The organism is Nitrobacter sp. CN101, from assembly GCF_055390255.1.
On record NZ_AP038833.1, the window covers coordinates 2,598,889 to 2,614,099 of the forward strand.

The 15,211-nt window shown below is 60.9% G+C and carries 13 protein-coding genes and 1 pseudogene; all 14 read left to right on the forward strand.

The annotated features are described in order from the left end of the window. Nucleotides 1–224: 224 nt before the first annotated feature. Nucleotides 225–809: pseudogene (locus ACZ5IL_RS13105) on the forward strand (adenylate kinase); the annotation flags it as partial. Nucleotides 810–1,165: 356 nt separating this feature from the next. Continuing rightward, a complete protein-coding gene (gene rpsM, locus ACZ5IL_RS13110; protein WP_079446346.1) occupies nt 1,166–1,534 on the forward strand; it encodes a 30S ribosomal protein S13 in 369 nt (122 codons plus the stop codon). Between the two features lie 108 nt (nt 1,535–1,642). After that, nucleotides 1,643–2,032: a 30S ribosomal protein S11 gene (gene rpsK / locus ACZ5IL_RS13115; RefSeq protein WP_006021048.1), complete on the forward strand. Its 390-nt coding sequence runs from the start codon at nt 1,643–1,645 to the stop codon at nt 2,030–2,032. A gap of 82 nt (nt 2,033–2,114) precedes the next feature. Then, entirely contained in the window at nt 2,115–3,146 is a 1,032-nt protein-coding gene (locus tag ACZ5IL_RS13120) for a DNA-directed RNA polymerase subunit alpha (protein ID WP_079446347.1), read from the forward strand. 117 nt (nt 3,147–3,263) lie between these two features. Further along, nucleotides 3,264–3,677 (forward strand): 50S ribosomal protein L17, encoded by a 414-nt coding sequence (gene rplQ / locus ACZ5IL_RS13125; RefSeq protein WP_079446348.1) that lies wholly within the window; start codon nt 3,264–3,266, stop codon nt 3,675–3,677. 462 nt (nt 3,678–4,139) lie between these two features. After that, nucleotides 4,140–5,534 carry a DegQ family serine endoprotease gene (locus tag ACZ5IL_RS13130; RefSeq protein ID WP_464592039.1) on the forward strand — a complete coding sequence of 465 codons (1,395 nt, stop codon included), beginning with the start codon at nt 4,140–4,142 and terminating at the stop codon, nt 5,532–5,534. Further along, complete coding sequence (locus tag ACZ5IL_RS13135; RefSeq protein ID WP_464592041.1) at nt 5,531–6,862, forward strand: replication-associated recombination protein A; 1,332 nt, start codon at nt 5,531–5,533, stop codon at nt 6,860–6,862. The genes ACZ5IL_RS13130 and ACZ5IL_RS13135 overlap by 4 nt, the downstream gene beginning before the upstream one ends. A gap of 66 nt (nt 6,863–6,928) precedes the next feature. Then, nucleotides 6,929–7,666 carry a tetratricopeptide repeat protein gene (locus tag ACZ5IL_RS13140; protein WP_464592043.1) on the forward strand — a complete coding sequence of 246 codons (738 nt, stop codon included), beginning with the start codon at nt 6,929–6,931 and terminating at the stop codon, nt 7,664–7,666. A 173-nt stretch (nt 7,667–7,839) separates the two neighbouring features. Continuing rightward, the gene (locus ACZ5IL_RS13145) at nt 7,840–9,093 is read left to right on the forward strand and encodes an RluA family pseudouridine synthase (RefSeq protein WP_464592045.1); all 1,254 of its coding nucleotides are present in this window, start codon (nt 7,840–7,842) and stop codon (nt 9,091–9,093) included. A gap of 50 nt (nt 9,094–9,143) precedes the next feature. Next, entirely contained in the window at nt 9,144–9,929 is a 786-nt protein-coding gene (locus ACZ5IL_RS13150; RefSeq protein ID WP_464592047.1) for an ATP12 family chaperone protein, read from the forward strand. A 48-nt stretch (nt 9,930–9,977) separates the two neighbouring features. Continuing rightward, nucleotides 9,978–11,642, forward strand: a complete 1,665-nt coding sequence (gene fliK, locus ACZ5IL_RS13155; protein WP_464592048.1) for a flagellar hook-length control protein FliK — start codon at nt 9,978–9,980, stop codon at nt 11,640–11,642. After that, nucleotides 11,639–11,908, forward strand: a complete 270-nt coding sequence (locus tag ACZ5IL_RS13160) for an EscU/YscU/HrcU family type III secretion system export apparatus switch protein (protein ID WP_464592050.1) — start codon at nt 11,639–11,641, stop codon at nt 11,906–11,908. The genes fliK and ACZ5IL_RS13160 overlap by 4 nt, the downstream gene beginning before the upstream one ends. 98 nt (nt 11,909–12,006) lie before the next feature. Beyond that, entirely contained in the window at nt 12,007–13,539 is a 1,533-nt protein-coding gene (locus tag ACZ5IL_RS13165) for an acyl-CoA carboxylase subunit beta (RefSeq protein ID WP_464592052.1), read from the forward strand. A gap of 203 nt (nt 13,540–13,742) precedes the next feature. Next, nucleotides 13,743–15,170, forward strand: coding sequence for a DUF1254 domain-containing protein (locus tag ACZ5IL_RS13170; RefSeq protein WP_464592054.1), 1,428 nt, complete (start codon nt 13,743–13,745; stop codon nt 15,168–15,170). The last annotated feature ends 41 nt before the right edge of the window (nt 15,171–15,211 follow it).

The window sequence follows — 15,211 nt, forward strand, 5'->3', positions numbered from 1 at the left end:
AGATCCGCCAAACGCATCGCTTTCATGCCCCGGCGTTCTCCGTTTGGGATCGTATACGATGGCCGCGACATATCTGCCGCCTGCGATTCTTGTCCGAGGCATTGATCGCCTGCGCCGGACTGCCGTATTAGTTGCCGGAAGGGCGCAGGTCGTATTTTGCGGCGTGCCCGATATCGAAGCGCAGGTGCGCGGCTGCCGTTCACCCGGCGATGGGGCAATTCTCTATGAGACTGATTCTTCTCGGGCCGCCGGGGGCGGGAAAAGGAACGCAGGCGCAACGTCTGGTTCATCACTACGGAATCATTCAGCTTTCTACGGGCGACATGCTGCGCGCCGCCGTCGCCGCCGGCACGCCGGTTGGCCTCAAGGCCAAGGACATCATGGCGAGCGGGGGGCTGGTCCCGGACGATGTCGTCATCGGCATCATTTCCGACCGGCTGGAACAGGCGGACGCGAAGACGGGATTCATCCTCGACGGCTTTCCGCGCACTGTCCCACAGGCCGAGGCGCTGGATCGTCTGCTCCAATCCAAAAATCTCGCACTCGATGCCGTGGTTGAACTTCGCGTCGACGAAAGTGCGCTGCTGCAGCGCGTTGAAAGCCGTGTCGCGGAAATGACGGCGCAGGGGGAACAGGTGCGGGCCGATGATAGGCCAGAGGTGCTCTCGAAGCGACTCGTCAGCTATCGCACGTTGACCGAGCCGCTCATTCGCTACTATTCGGAGCGCGGCAAGCTGCTGACCGTTGACGGCATGATGGCTATCGATGACGTCACACGGGATATCCGCCGCGTCCTGAGACGGTCGGGAGTTCCGATGTCAAAGTTCGGCATCCGTAGATGGTAAGCGGGCCAGAATTGACCTAAAGGCGAGAAAAACCAGTAAATGATGGCCCTTGGCGGCTCTCCCATGGGGATGGGGAACGAGCACGGTGAGGTGAGCAAAAATTGGTGGCCCAAAAATCACGAAAGAGCGAGCAAAAGTGGCGGGACGGTTGACGAAATGCCACCAAGTCCTTAATAAACAAGCATCCAGCGGATCGTTTCAGACGATGCCGGACCCTAAGATAACTGAGGGTCAGGCGTCGTGTTTGTGTTTGAGGATACCCGCCTGAAATATCGAAGGAAAGGCCGGCTCACCGCGAGTCGGCAACAGGAGAGAAATCTGTGGCCCGTATTGCCGGCGTGAATATCCCAACCAACAAGCGCGTCGTCATCGCGCTTCAATATATCCATGGCATTGGTCAGAAGAATGCCGCCGAGATCGTCGAGAAGGTCAAGATTCCGGTCGATCGCCGGGTCTCGCAACTGACCGATCAGGAAGTGCTTCAGATTCGGGAAGTTATTGATCGCGACTATCTCGTCGAAGGCGATCTTCGCCGTGAGGTTGGCATCAACATCAAGCGGCTGATGGATCTCGGTTGTTATCGCGGCTTGCGCCATCGTCGCGGACTGCCGGTGCGCGGTCAGCGCACCCATACCAACGCGCGTACCCGCAAGGGGCCGGCCAAGTCGATTGCCGGCAAGAAAAAGTAAGAGCGCGGATAGAAAATGGCGAACAGCGAATAGATTCTGATCGCTATTCGCTTCGTCGGTGGAGCCGCTGGCATTACGGCGGCGTTGAGATCACAGGAAAGGCTGACAATGGGTAAGGAAGCTACACGCGTTCGCCGCCGCGAGCGCAAGAACATCGCGTCCGGCATCGCGCATGTCAATTCGTCGTTCAACAACACCACCATCACCATCACCGATGCGCAGGGCAATACGATCGCCTGGTCATCGGCTGGAACGATGGGTTTTAAGGGATCACGTAAGTCGACCCCTTACGCGGCGCAGGTGGCGGCGGAAGATGTTTCCAAGAAGGCGCAGGAGCACGGCATGCGCACCCTTGAGGTCGAGGTGGCTGGTCCGGGTTCGGGTCGCGAATCGGCACTGCGCGCGCTGCAAGCTGCGGGCTTCACCGTTACCTCGATCCGCGATGTGACCACGATTCCTCATAATGGTTGCCGTCCGCGCAAGCGCCGGCGCGTTTGATATTCGACAGCGGCGGTTTGTTGTTCCGCCAATTTATTGCGCGGATTGATCCGCGTCCTCCAACGCCAGCGATGTTGATGGCATGGGTGAAACAGTGACGATCCAGAAAAATTGGCAAGAACTCATTCGGCCGAACAAGCTGCAGGTCGTTCCCGGCAGCGATCCCTCGCGCTTTGCGACCCTGATTGCCGAGCCGCTTGAGCGCGGTTTCGGCCAGACCCTCGGTAACGCGCTGCGCCGAATCCTGCTCTCCTCGCTGCAAGGCGCCGCGGTGCAGTCGGTGCACATCGATGGCGTTCTGCACGAATTCTCCTCGATTGCGGGCGTTCGCGAGGATGTCACCGACATCGTGCTGAATATCAAGGATATCGCGATCAAGATGCAGGGCGAAGGCCCCAAGCGCATGGTCGTGAAGAAGCAGGGTCCCGGCAGCGTCACCGCAGGTGACATCCAGACCGTCGGCGACATTGTGGTGCTTAATCCCGACCTTCAGATCTGCACCCTCGACGACGGCGCCGAGATTCGCATGGAATTCACGGTTGCCTCCGGCAAGGGTTATGTCGCCGCCGAGCGTAATCGGCCCGAGGATGCGCCGATCGGACTGATACCGGTTGATAGCCTGTATTCGCCGGTGCGCAAGGTATCCTACAAGGTCGAAAACACTCGCGAGGGTCAGATTCTCGACTACGACAAACTGACCATGACCATCGAAACGAATGGTGGGGTGACGCCCGAGGATGCCGTGGCCTTCGCCGCGCGTATTCTGCAAGATCAACTCAACGTCTTCGTCAACTTCGAGGAGCCGCGCAAGGAAGTCGCCACCGAGATCATTCCGGATCTGGCGTTCAATCCTGCCTTCCTCAAGAAAGTGGACGAACTGGAGCTGTCGGTACGTTCCGCAAATTGCTTGAAGAACGACAACATCGTTTACATCGGCGATCTGGTGCAGAAGTCGGAAGCGGAGATGCTGCGCACTCCGAACTTCGGGCGCAAGTCGCTGAACGAGATCAAAGAAGTGTTGGCCCAGATGGGTCTGCATCTCGGCATGGAAGTGCCGGGCTGGCCGCCGGAAAATATTGACGAACTGGCAAAACGCTTCGAGGACCATTACTGAGTGATCTCTTCCCCGGAGTGGGGGGAGAGAAACCCAAAATAGGGCGAACGCAGGCAGCCCACCTGAGCAGCGCGACCGCCGAGCAGTCGCAACCGGACAAGACTGAGGATCACATCAATGCGTCATGGTAAGGTTCACCGGAAGCTCAATCGCACCGCGGAGCATCGCAAGGCGATGTTCGCCAATATGGCGGCGGCGCTTATCAAGCACGAGCAGATTGTCACAACGCTACCGAAGGCAAAAGAACTACGTCCGATCGTCGAAAAACTGGTGACCCTCGGCAAGAAGGGTGGCCTCGACAAGCGCCGTCAGGCGATCAGCGAGATGCGCGACGTCGATCAGGTGAAGAAGCTGTTCGACGTGTTGGCGCCGCGCTACAAGGATCGTCATGGTGGGTATACCCGCATTATCAAGGCCGGCTTCCGATACGGCGATAACGCGCCGATGGCAGTGATCGAGTTCGTCGATCGCGACGTCGATGCCAAGGGCCAGGACTCCGGGCCGGTACAGGAAGCTTCGGAAGCCGCGTAAGCTCGATATCTTTTTAAAACTTAGAAAGGCGGCGCATCGTGGAGCGCCGCTTTTTTGTTGGTTCGAGCCTGCCCTATGAGCGTTTTCGAGCGAAGTGGACACCGGTTCGCGTAGGTGCGCGTGCTAAAAGGCTTCCATTGCGGGGATGCGACAGGTGGTTCCGATTTGTACGGCACTTCGCGGCGTCTGTGATGGATTCGCGATGTGTGTGGTTGTGCTGTCGCGACGATCATGTGCGTGCAGACGATGACATGGAATCCTGTCCTGGCATCCGCGGGACGATCGGTCCTGATTGCGAACTTTGAACATGAAACGCGCGAGCAACAGGCTATGCCGTGCGCGCATGGGCCGAAACGGCGCGGGAAAACCCGCAAGCAACTGCGGACGTGAAAAGAGCGTCTTTTGCTTCTCTTGAAGGTTCGCGAAGCCTATATCTGCGGTCCTGACCCCGGGAGTGAATTCATGACGCCGTTCCGCCTGTTCGCCCCGCTATTCCTCGCTCTGACAATGCTGGCGCCTGGTCACGCTCAGGACCGCCACGTTCCGGCCTCCCAGGCCGAATTGCGGCTTTCCTATGCACCGATCGTGCAGCGGGTGACGCCGGCTGTGGTCAATGTCTATGCCGCCAAGGTGATCCAGCATCGCCATCCGTTGCTCGAGGATCCGGTCTTCCGCCGTTTCTTTGGCGTTCCGGGCGGGCAGCCGGAACAGATGCAGCGCTCGCTCGGCTCAGGCGTGATGGTCGATCCGTCCGGCCTTGTCGTGACAAACAATCACGTGATCGAGGGTGCCGACCAGGTCAAGATCGCGCTGCCGGACAAGCGCGAGTTCGAGGCCGAGATCGTGCTTAAGGATACGCGGACCGACCTTGCGGTCCTGCGGCTGAAGGATGTGCATGAGAAATTTCCGACGCTCGATTTCGCGAATTCGGATGAGTTGCAGGTCGGAGACCTCGTCATGGCAATTGGGAACCCATTCGGCGTCGGGCAGACTGTGACGCACGGCATTGTTTCGGCGTTGGCGCGCACGCAGGTGGGAATTACAGACTATCAGTTCTTCATCCAGACCGATGCGGCGATCAATCCGGGAAACTCAGGTGGGGCGCTGGTTGACATCACGGGCCGTCTCGCAGGTATCAACACCGCAATTTTCTCGCGCTCCGGAGGGTCGCAGGGCATCGGCTTCGCTATTCCGGCAAACATGGTGCGGGTTGTTGTGGCGTCCGCCAAGAATGGTGGCAAGGCGGTGCAGCGGCCCTGGCTCGGGGCGCGGCTGCAGACGATAACCCCGGAGATTGCCGAAACCATCGGCCTCAAGGCGCCGGCCGGTGCGCTGGTGGCCAGCGTTGCGGTTGGAAGTCCGGCGGCGCGTGCCGGTCTCAAACTATCCGACCTGATCGTCTTGATCGACGGACAGCCTGTCGAGGACCCCAATGCGTTTGACTATCGGTTTGCGACGCGTCCGCTCGGCGGTACATCGCAATTGGAAGTCCAACGCAATGGGAGGCCGATCAAGCTCACCGTTCCGCTCGAGGCGGCGCCGGACACCGGTCGCGACGAGTTAGCGATCACCGCGCCATCACCATTTCAGGGCGCCAAGGTTGCGAATGTCTCGCCGGCGCTGGCCGACGAACTTCATCTCGATTACGGTGCCGAAGGGGTCGTGGTCATCGCATTGGCGGACAATGGAATGGCCGCGAATGTCGGCTTCAGGAAAGGCGACATCATCCTTGCGGTCAACAACAAGAAGATCGTTAAGACGGCCGATCTCGAACAGGCCGTTCGTGACGCGAGGCGGCTCTGGCGTATCACGCTGATGCGTGGAGGCCAGCAGATTCAAGTCATGCTAGGCGGATGAGCCCGAACCGCCAGCGCGCTTCCAAGAGCCTGTTCTCCGCGGCGGGTCTGGAACGTGATGCGCCGCATCCACTGCCGGACAAGCTGCGACCGCAGACCCTGTCGGACGTGGTCGGGCAGGATCACATTCTAGGATCGGACGGCGCGCTGTCCCGGATGCTGGAAACCCGCACGCTAGGCTCGCTCATCTTCTGGGGACCGCCGGGGACCGGCAAGACTACAGTGGCGCGACTGCTGGCGAATGCGACCGCGCTGCATTTCGAGCAACTGTCGGCGGTGTTCTCCGGTGTCGCCGATCTGAAGAAGGCGTTCGACGCCGCCCGCGCGCGCCGCGAGTCGGGGACGGGAACGCTTTTGTTCGTCGACGAGGTGCATCGTTTCAATCGCGCGCAACAGGATTCGTTTCTGCCTGTCATGGAGGACGGAACCGTCATTTTGGTCGGTGCGACCACTGAGAATCCATCGTTCGAACTGAACGCGGCGTTGTTGTCGCGGGCTCGTGTGCTTGTGTTCCGTTCGCTCGACTGGGAGGCGATCGAGAAATTGTTCGCTCGCGCCGAACAGGTCGAGGGCAAGCCGTTGCCGCTCGATGCTGAGGCGCGCTCGGCGCTGGTGCGCATGGCAGACGGCGACGGCCGCGCGGCGCTGACCCTGGTCGAGGAGGTCTGGCGGTCGGCGCGCGAGGGTGAGGTCTTCAATGCCGAGCAGTTGCAGGGCGTGCTGCAGCGCCGCGCGCCGATCTACGACAAATCCGCCGACGGTCACTACAACCTGATTTCTGCCTTGCACAAGTCGGTGCGCGGCTCCGATCCCGATGCGGCGCTGTACTATCTGGCGCGGATGCTCGAGGCCGGCGAGGACCCGCTATTTCTCGCGCGCCGTGTGGTGCGAATGGCAGTCGAGGATATCGGGCTGGCGGATCCGCAGGCGCTGGTGATCTGCAACGCGGCCAAGGATGCCTATGATTTTCTCGGCTCACCGGAAGGCGAACTCGCGATCGCGCAGGCGGTGATCTATCTCGCCACCGCGCCGAAGTCCAACGCCGCCTACAAAGCGTTCGGCGCGGCGATGCGCGTCGCGAAGGACGCCGGCTCTCTCTTGCCGCCGAAGCACATCCTCAATGCGCCGACCGGTCTGATGAAATCTGAAGGTTACGGCGGCGGCTACCAATACGAACACGACATGCCCGATGCGTTTTCCGGACAGGATTACTTCCCGGAGATGCTCGGCCGCCAGACTTTCTATGATCCGCCGGATCGGGGGTTCGAGCGCGAAATCCGCAAGCGCATGGACTACTGGGCGAAACTGCGACGGGAGCGCTCGTCGTGACGACTTCATCGACGTCAACACGCTGTCGATCCACGGTCGTAAGGCTGTTTCAAAACGGAGTGGCTTATGACGCTCCGACAAGGTGCGAGGCGTAAACAGGTGCAGGCGATGCAAAGACATATTACCCGATGGCTGTTGACGCTGGTGCTGCTTGGCATCACGAATGCGGCGCGCGCCGAGATGGTCGAAGTTGCTCCGGGCGTGACGGTGACGAAGAAGACGTTCTCGGCGCGGATTGACGAACAGCCGTTCTATGGTTTCTCCGAGAAAACTCCCGAACAGCAAAAGACCGATGCCGACTTTCTGGCGGCGTCGGATGAGATGGGTTCGCGCGAGGCGGTTTCCGCTGCAGCTATTGAGCGGGGCTGGGCTCATATGGATCGCGGTGACTTGTCGGAAGCGGCCAAGCGATTCAATCAGGCTTGGCTGCTTGCTCCTGAGCGGAGCGAGATCTACCAAGGCTTTGCGGTGATCACGGCGGCGCGCTTCGGCGATCTCGAATACGCCGAAGAGCTGTTCAAGATTGCGTTGCGACAACCGAAGCCGCGGCGAACGCTGAAAGCTGATTACGGGCGCTTGCTGCTGAAGGCCAAGCGTCCGGCTGAGGCAAAAACGATCCTGGAGGAAGGCGTGCGCGACGCGCCGGAATTCGCCGATGGATGGGTCAGCCTTGGACTTGCGCGGTTGCAGACGGACGATGCCGCGGGCGCATGTGCGGCCGCAGGCGAAGCCAACAAACTCAAGCTTTCGCGCGGGGCGATGATCGACCTCGTGTTGCTGAAGAGGCAGGGGACCTGCCCATAGCGGTCGGATGCTTGGCGATTTCACCGTGACGCTGCCGGGCTTCTGCGCTACCCACCTTGTGGGTGAACAGAGCGTGATCTGAAAAGTGGAGCCGTTTTCGAAGCTCGATCAGACGAATATGATTAAGGCTTAAAGTTGAGTCCACGTAGAAGACCTAAATTCTAGAGGAACCGATGAGCCGGCGAGTCAGGCGACCGTTAGCGAAGTCCGGCGGTCGCGGGAGCGAACGCCTTAAAGGCGCTTCGGCCAAAAGCGCTTCGGCCAAAGTTGCTCGTCCAGAAAAAGGGACGAGCCGGAAAGGCCGTGGCCTCGCTGAGCGATCATCGGGCGAGCGGTGGCAGGGGGCTCGGCCGGATAGGCTGCAGCGCGCAGGTACGCCGGCCGACACTGCATGTTTCGCCGAAAAGCCGACTAAACCCGAACCAGCGCCTCTGCCGACAAAGGTCCAGACTGTTGCGGTGACGGCCGATGAAGCCAACATGCGCGTCGACCGCTTTCTTGAAGCACGCTTTCCCGGCCTGTCATTCTCTCACATTCAGCGCATCGTCCGCAAAGGCGAGTTGCGCGTGAACGGCAAGCGCGCCGACAGCAAGGATCGCGTGGGCGAAGGCGACAAGGTCCGCATTCCGCCGCTCAAGCTTGATACGCCGAAGGCCGCACTTCACTTGTCCGAGGCCGACACAAAGATTCGCGACGAACTGCGGAAGATGGTGCTGTTCGAGGATGCGGACGTCATGGTGCTGAACAAGCCGGCGGGCCTAGCGGTGCAGGGCGGCTCCGGCCTGTCCCGGCATATCGACGGGATGCTGGAAACGATGCGCGACGCAAAAGGGCAGCGACCGCGCCTCGTGCACCGGCTCGATCGCGAGACGGCCGGCTGTCTGCTGGTGGCCAAGACGCGTTTCGCGGCCACGGCGCTGACCGGCGCGTTCCGCCAGCGTTCAGCGCGCAAGATTTACTGGGCGCTGGTCGCGGGCGTGCCAAAGCCGAAGCAGGGCCGTATCTCGACCTATCTCGCCAAGGAAGAGAATGAGGAGGAGTCGATCATGCGGGTCGCCGCGCATGGCGACGAGGGCGCGAGCCACGCGGTGACCTACTACGCGGTGGTGGAAACCTCGGCGCAGAAGCTCGCCTGGGTGTCGCTGAAGCCTGTCACGGGCCGGACCCATCAACTCCGCGCGCACATGGCGCATATCAATCACGCCATCGTCGGCGATCCAAAGTATTTCAACAAGGAAAACTGGCAATTGCCTGGAGGTCTTCAGAAACGGCTGCACCTGCTGGCGCGCCGCATCGTGATTCCGCATCCGCGGGGCGGCGTCATAGATGTCACGGCGCCGCTGCCGCCACACATGTTGCAATCCTGGAATCTGCTCGGTCTTGAAGCCGACCGGTTCGATCCGATCGAGCACGCGCCGGAGGAGTAGGTCCGTGCCGTTGCGTCGGGGCCGACCTCAGGGCGATATGAGAGTATGCCATGCGTGAATTGTTTGACGAAGATCTTGGCTCCTCGTCGCTCGACCCGGAAGAATCGGTGCGCAACTCTGCGCGAGCCGGGCAGCGCAAGCGTTTCTATACCGCCGCGAGCGTGAGGGAGACGCCGGAAGGGTTCGCCGTCCTGCTCGACGACAGGCCGGTTCGCACGCCGTCACGTAACGTGCTGGCGGCGCCTGCACGCGAGATTGCCGAGACCATGGCCGCGGAATGGGAGGCGCAAAGGGACGTCATCAACCCCGTGACCATGCCGCTAACGCGGCTCGTCAACAGCATCATCGACGGCGTGACCGGTCGTGTCGACGTGGTGATTGAGGATATTGCCAAGTATCTCGAAACGGACCTTCTGTTCTATCGGGCCGGCCATCCCGATGCGCTGGTGGCTCGCGAAGCCGCACATTGGGACCGCGTCCTTTTCTGGGCCGCCGAAACATTGGAAGCACGTTTCATCCTGACCGAGGGCATCGTGCATGTCCGTCAACCCGCTCAGGCGGTCGCAGCCGCGCGCAAGGCGCTACCGTCAGACCCTTGGGTGGTTGGGGCGCTGCATGTCGTGACGACGTTGACCGGCTCCGTGCTGCTCGCTCTCGCTTTAATGGCCGGGCGGCTGGATGCGGACGAGGTCTGGGCCGCCGCCCACGTCGACGAGGACTGGAACAGCGAGCAATGGGGGGTCGATGAGGAGGCGGCCGTCCAGAGGGCGTCGCGTTTGGTCGATTTTCGGGCCGCCGCTGCCGTCCTTCGGGCGCGGGCTGGACCAATCGGTTAAGGAGAGGTTTAGACACAGAAGTTAGCCTGACGGGTAAAACGAGGCTTCATGGCGATCTCGATCAACCCGATTTTCCCGGTCATTGCGGCGCAAGGCGCGGCAACCGAAGCTGTGCTGCAGCCCGGCAGGGTGGTTGACGCGAAGGTCCAGGGAATCCTGGCCAACAATCTCGTCCGTATTGCCATCGCCGATCTGGCGATCGAAGTGCTGTCGGAAATTCCGCTTCAAGTCGGCCAGACCCTGCGGTTGGCGGTTTCGCAGACCGCGCAAGGGCTTCGGCTTGCGGTTGTGGATCAGGGCTCATCGGGTACGCATGCTGCCGGACCGGCGGATGCGTTGACGCTGACGTCGGATGCTGCGGCTGCAACGACAAGCGCCAAGGCCCCTCCGGCGCCCCTCCTGACGGCGCTGGAAGCCGTCTCGGTATCGTCCGCGGCGCAAGCGGCGGCGGCGCGACAAGGTAGCCTCTCGCCGCTCTACGCCAATCTGCTGGTAGCCGCCGGCACCGGCAGTCTGCCCCCTAACGTGCGACAGGTTCTGGACCGGCTGCTCGCTTTGCGGCCCGGTCTCGATCCGGGTCTTACGGGGAGCGATATCAAGACCGCGTTCCGTAACTCCGGCCTTTTTCTCGAAGCCTCGCTGGCGGCCGGCTTGAAGACGGGGCAGCCTGCCGCCTTGGCCAATACGCTACCCGATATGAAGGCTGCGTTGCTTGTGCTCCGCGAGGCGCTTTCGATCTCGGTCGGGGACATGTCTCGCGGTGCGCCGCCCGCCGTGGGCGCAGGATCTCAACAAGCGCAGCAGGCAGCTTCGCCGATGGCATCGGGAGCGCCGCCGCTGTCGCCGGATATCGACGCACAGGATGTGTATCTGCCGCAGGCGCGCCTGGCTGTAGCTGATGATCCGGATACGCCTGCGAACCAGACATTATTTTCCCGAGTATCGGATGCAGGGCTTCGCGCCGCTGCGGCGGGTGCAGCCCTGAACGTTCTGCAGGAGGTGCTTCAGAATCGAGGGACCAGCAACGATCCCGGCGCGGCGCTTGGACCCGACGGCGATCCGGCGGCCGCTACGCAGCCGTTCAGGAATGGGCCAGCGAACGGCCCCACCGAGAACCATGTCTTTGTCGTGCGCACCAGCACGCCGTCGCCGCCCTTTGGCGGCGCATTGCCAACTGCGCAACCCGTCGCGTTGCCGGGACTGTCATCGGCTGCATCGTCGGAAGAGATCGCGCGACGACTGCTTGATGATACTGATGCTGCGATTTCCCGTCAGGTGTTGTTGCAGATCGCCTCGCTTCCGGATCGCGTCGATACAGCGGGAGCGCGGCTCGATCAGACCGCGCCGCGCTGGAATTTCGAGATTCCATTTGCCGTCGCAACCGGCACGGCCATTGCGCAGTTTGAGGTTTCGCGCGACGCCGCCGGTCACAATACAGAAACAGCGACGCGGGTCTGGCGCGCACGATTTTCAGTCGACGTTGAACCCGCAGGGCCGGTTCACGCGCTGGTGTCGCTGGCCGGGGAAACCACGACGGTGCGGCTCTGGGCCGAGCGTCCTTCCACTGCGAGCCGGTTGCGCGCCGGCGCCTCGCAACTCACTCAGGCATTGAGCGGCGCCGAATTGCAGCCGGGGGATATCATCATCCGCGAGGGCGCGCCGCCGCAGCCGAAGCCCGCGCCGGCCGGCCACTTTCTGGATCGCGCCCTATGAGTGTGGAGACCAAGGATCAAGTCGCTATTGCCCTCCACTATGACAAAGGCAGTGGTGCGCCGCGTGTGGTCGCCAAGGGCAGGGGAACGCTCGGCACGAAGATCATCGAGGTGGCCAAGGAGAACGACATCCCGATCGAGGAAAACGAAGTGCTGGCCGGCGCGCTGTCGCATGTCGAACTCGGCGACGAGATTCCAGCCGAATTGTATAAGGCTGTTGCGGAGGTATTGGTGTTCGTGCTGCGGATGTCGGCGCGCGCGCCGTGATAGGTGGGGGTGTCTCCGCGCCGCGCCTGTTGGTGACAGCCTCAAAAACGGCAGTTAGGGTCTAGTCCAAGTTTATTGAACCAGACCCAGGCAGGGCCATGAAAGACATCCTCCAAACGCTCGACGCCCGGCGGGCGGCCGCAAAGCGTGGCGGTGGCGAGAAGCGCATCGAAGCCCAGCACAAACGCGGCAAGCTGACGGCTCGTGAGCGCATCGAGATTTTGCTCGACAAAGGCTCGTTCGAAGAATTCGACATGTTCGTCGAGCATCGTTCGATCGAATTTGGCATGGAGAAATCGAAAGTGCCGGGCGACGGCGTGGTGACCGGATGGGGTACCATCAATGGCCGCAAGATTTTCATGTTCGCGAAAGACTTCACCGTGTTCGGCGGCTCGCTGTCGGAGACACATGCGTTGAAGATCACAAAAATCCAGGACATGGCATTGAAGGCCAAGGCACCGATCATCGGTCTTTATGATGCCGGTGGCGCGCGCATTCAGGAGGGCGTCGCAGCGCTGGCCGGTTACTCCTATGTCTTTCGCCGCAATGTGCAGGCCTCGGGAGTGATCCCGCAGATCAGCGTCATCATGGGGCCGTGCGCGGGCGGCGATGTCTATTCGCCTGCCATGACCGACTTCATCTTCATGGTGAAGAACACGAGTTACATGTTCGTCACTGGCCCCGATGTGGTGAAGACAGTCACCAACGAGGTGGTGTCCGCGGAAGAACTCGGCGGCGCCAGCGTGCATGCCACGAAGTCGTCGATTGCCGACGGTGCGTTCGAGAACGATGTCGAGGCGCTCTTGCAGATGCGACGCCTGATCGATTTCCTGCCGAGCAACAACACCGACGGTGTTCCGGAATGGCCGAGTTTCGATGATATCGAGCGCACTGACGACTCGCTCAATACGCTGGTGCCGGACAATCCCAACAAGCCTTACGATATCAAGGAACTAATCCTGAAGGTCGTGGACGAGGGCGACTTCTTCGAGATCGCGGAAACGTTCGCGAAAAACATTGTCACCGGCTTCGGCCGCATTGCCGGGCGCACGGTGGGCTTCGTCGCCAACCAGCCGATGGTGCTGGCCGGCGTGCTCGACTCGGATGCGTCACGCAAGGCCGCGCGCTTTGTTCGCTTTTGCGATGCCTTCAATATTCCGATCGTGACCTTTGTGGACGTGCCGGGCTTTTTGCCGGGCACCGCGCAGGAATACGGCGGACTGATCAAGCACGGCGCGAAGCTCCTGTTCGCCTATTCGCAATGTACGGTGCCGCTTGTCACAGTCATCACGCGAAAGGCCTACGGCGGTGCGTTCGACGTGATGGCATCAAAAGAGATCGGTGCCGACGTGAACTACGCTTGGCCGACGGCGCAGATCGCGGTGATGGGCGCCAAGGGTGCGGTTGAGATCATCTTCCGCAGCGATATCGGCGATGCGGAAAAGATCGCCGCGCGCACCAAGGAATATGAGGATCGTTTCCTGTCGCCGTTCATCGCAGCTGAGCGAGGCTACATCGACGACGTCATCATGCCGCACTCGACCCGCAAGCGCATCGCTCGCGCGCTGGCGATGCTGAGGGACAAGCACGTCGACGCGCCCATGAAGAAGCATGACAATATTCCGTTGTGAACAATCTCGCTCAACGCTTCCGCGTAACGCCGGCCCTGGTTGCTTTCAGGGCAAGCGGACGTCAACCATTCCACAACCCTCGCCGATACCGTCAAAAATGGCCTATAGTGGACTTCTTTGATCCAGATCAATCAAAACGCTGCGGTCGCTGATTGTCTGGCCACGCCATCCGTTGCCGTCCTGGGATATTGAGGAGGAACTCCATGAAGTGTCTATCGTCGCTTGCTGCGGTGTTGTCGGGTTTAACTCTCATGGTCTCGACATTGGCCCCGAGCGCTGCCCAATCGATTTCCGCGGACGAGGCACACGCTATCGCTGCTGAGGCGTATGTCTACTTCTATCCGCTCGTGACGATGGATGTGACGCGCAAGCAGCTCAACAATTCCGATCCGAAGACCGGAGGTATCGGCGGTCCTCCCAACGCTTTCGATAATGTCCAGGCCTACCCCACTGCGGATATGAGGGCAGTGGTGCGACCCAACTTTGACACGTTGTACTCGAGCGCCTGGCTGGATCTAACCAGCGAGCCCATGATCGTTTCGGTTCCGGATACCGGCGGCCGCTACTACCTGCTGCCGATGCTCGACATGTGGACCGATGTGTTTGCGTCGCCAGGATCGCGCACGACAGGCACCAAGGCGGCCAATTTCCTGGTTGCGCCTCCGGGCTGGAATGGAAGCGTGCCGGAGGGTGTCACGCGCATCAATGCGCCGACGCCTCATGTCTGGATAATCGGCCGCACCAGGACGGATGGTCCCGCCGACTATGCTTCCGTCCACGAAGTGCAGAAGGGCTACAAGATCACGCCGCTGTCGGGATGGGGAAAGCCCCCGGTCGCCGTCGCGCAAACCATCGACCCCAGCGTCGATGTCAAGACTCCGCCGAAGAAGCAGGTTGATACGATGGCGGGCGATAAGTTCTTTGCGTATGCAGCCGAACTGCTCAAAGTCAACCCGCCGCACATCACCGATGAACCGATCGTCGCGCGCATGAAGCGGATCGGCCTCGAACCGGGCAAGAGCTTCGATATTACCAAAGTTGATGCGACCTCACGCAAAGCCATCGAAGATGCCCCGGCACAGGGTCTAAAGCTGATGGCATGGAAGCTCCCGACATTGGCGCGCGTAGCAAACCACTGGTCCATGAATACTGATACGATGGGTGTCTACGGGACTTATTATCTGAAGCGTGCAATCGTGGCTCAGGCTGGACTTGGTGCCAATCTGCCGGAAGATGCGATCTATCCGCTCAGCGTTGGCGATGAAAACGGCAAGCCGCTCGACGGTGCAAACAAGTACACCATCCACTTCGCCAAAGACGCGGTGCCGCCGGTCGACGCATTCTGGTCAGTCACCCTGTACGATAACGAAGGCTTCCAGGTTGAGAATCCGGCTAATCGCTTTGCGGTGAGTAGCTGGATGCCGTTCAAGCGCAACGCCGACGGGTCGCTGACGCTCTACATCCAGAACGCAAATCCCGGCAGCGATCACGAAGTCAACTGGCTGCCTGCGCCTAAAGGCCCGTTCAACCTCACCATGCGTCTCTATGCGCCGAAATCGGAGGCGTTGACCGGCGTATGGAATCCGCCGGCCATCAAGTCGGTGGATGGTGACGTCATGGGCCGGCGGTGACGGCAGATACTGGAGCGGACGTGGTCCGAATTAATTAAGGA

Excerpts from the sequence above, each read along its gene's own strand:
- fliK (WP_464592048.1), top strand. The coding sequence starts at position 9,978 with ATGGCGATCTCGATCAACCCGATTTTCCCGGTCATTGCGGCGCAAGGC.
- rpsK (WP_006021048.1), top strand. The coding sequence starts at position 1,643 with ATGGGTAAGGAAGCTACACGCGTTCGCCGCCGCGAGCGCAAGAACATC.
- ACZ5IL_RS13165 (WP_464592052.1), top strand. The coding sequence starts at position 12,007 with ATGAAAGACATCCTCCAAACGCTCGACGCCCGGCGGGCGGCCGCAAAG.
- ACZ5IL_RS13130 (WP_464592039.1), top strand. The coding sequence starts at position 4,140 with ATGACGCCGTTCCGCCTGTTCGCCCCGCTATTCCTCGCTCTGACAATG.
- ACZ5IL_RS13170 (WP_464592054.1), top strand. The coding sequence starts at position 13,743 with ATGAAGTGTCTATCGTCGCTTGCTGCGGTGTTGTCGGGTTTAACTCTC.
- ACZ5IL_RS13150 (WP_464592047.1), top strand. The coding sequence starts at position 9,144 with ATGCGTGAATTGTTTGACGAAGATCTTGGCTCCTCGTCGCTCGACCCG.
- ACZ5IL_RS13120 (WP_079446347.1), top strand. The coding sequence starts at position 2,115 with ATGGGTGAAACAGTGACGATCCAGAAAAATTGGCAAGAACTCATTCGG.
- ACZ5IL_RS13135 (WP_464592041.1), top strand. The coding sequence starts at position 5,531 with ATGAGCCCGAACCGCCAGCGCGCTTCCAAGAGCCTGTTCTCCGCGGCG.
- ACZ5IL_RS13160 (WP_464592050.1), top strand. The coding sequence starts at position 11,639 with ATGAGTGTGGAGACCAAGGATCAAGTCGCTATTGCCCTCCACTATGAC.
- rplQ (WP_079446348.1), top strand. The coding sequence starts at position 3,264 with ATGCGTCATGGTAAGGTTCACCGGAAGCTCAATCGCACCGCGGAGCAT.
- ACZ5IL_RS13145 (WP_464592045.1), top strand. The coding sequence starts at position 7,840 with ATGAGCCGGCGAGTCAGGCGACCGTTAGCGAAGTCCGGCGGTCGCGGG.
- ACZ5IL_RS13140 (WP_464592043.1), top strand. The coding sequence starts at position 6,929 with ATGACGCTCCGACAAGGTGCGAGGCGTAAACAGGTGCAGGCGATGCAA.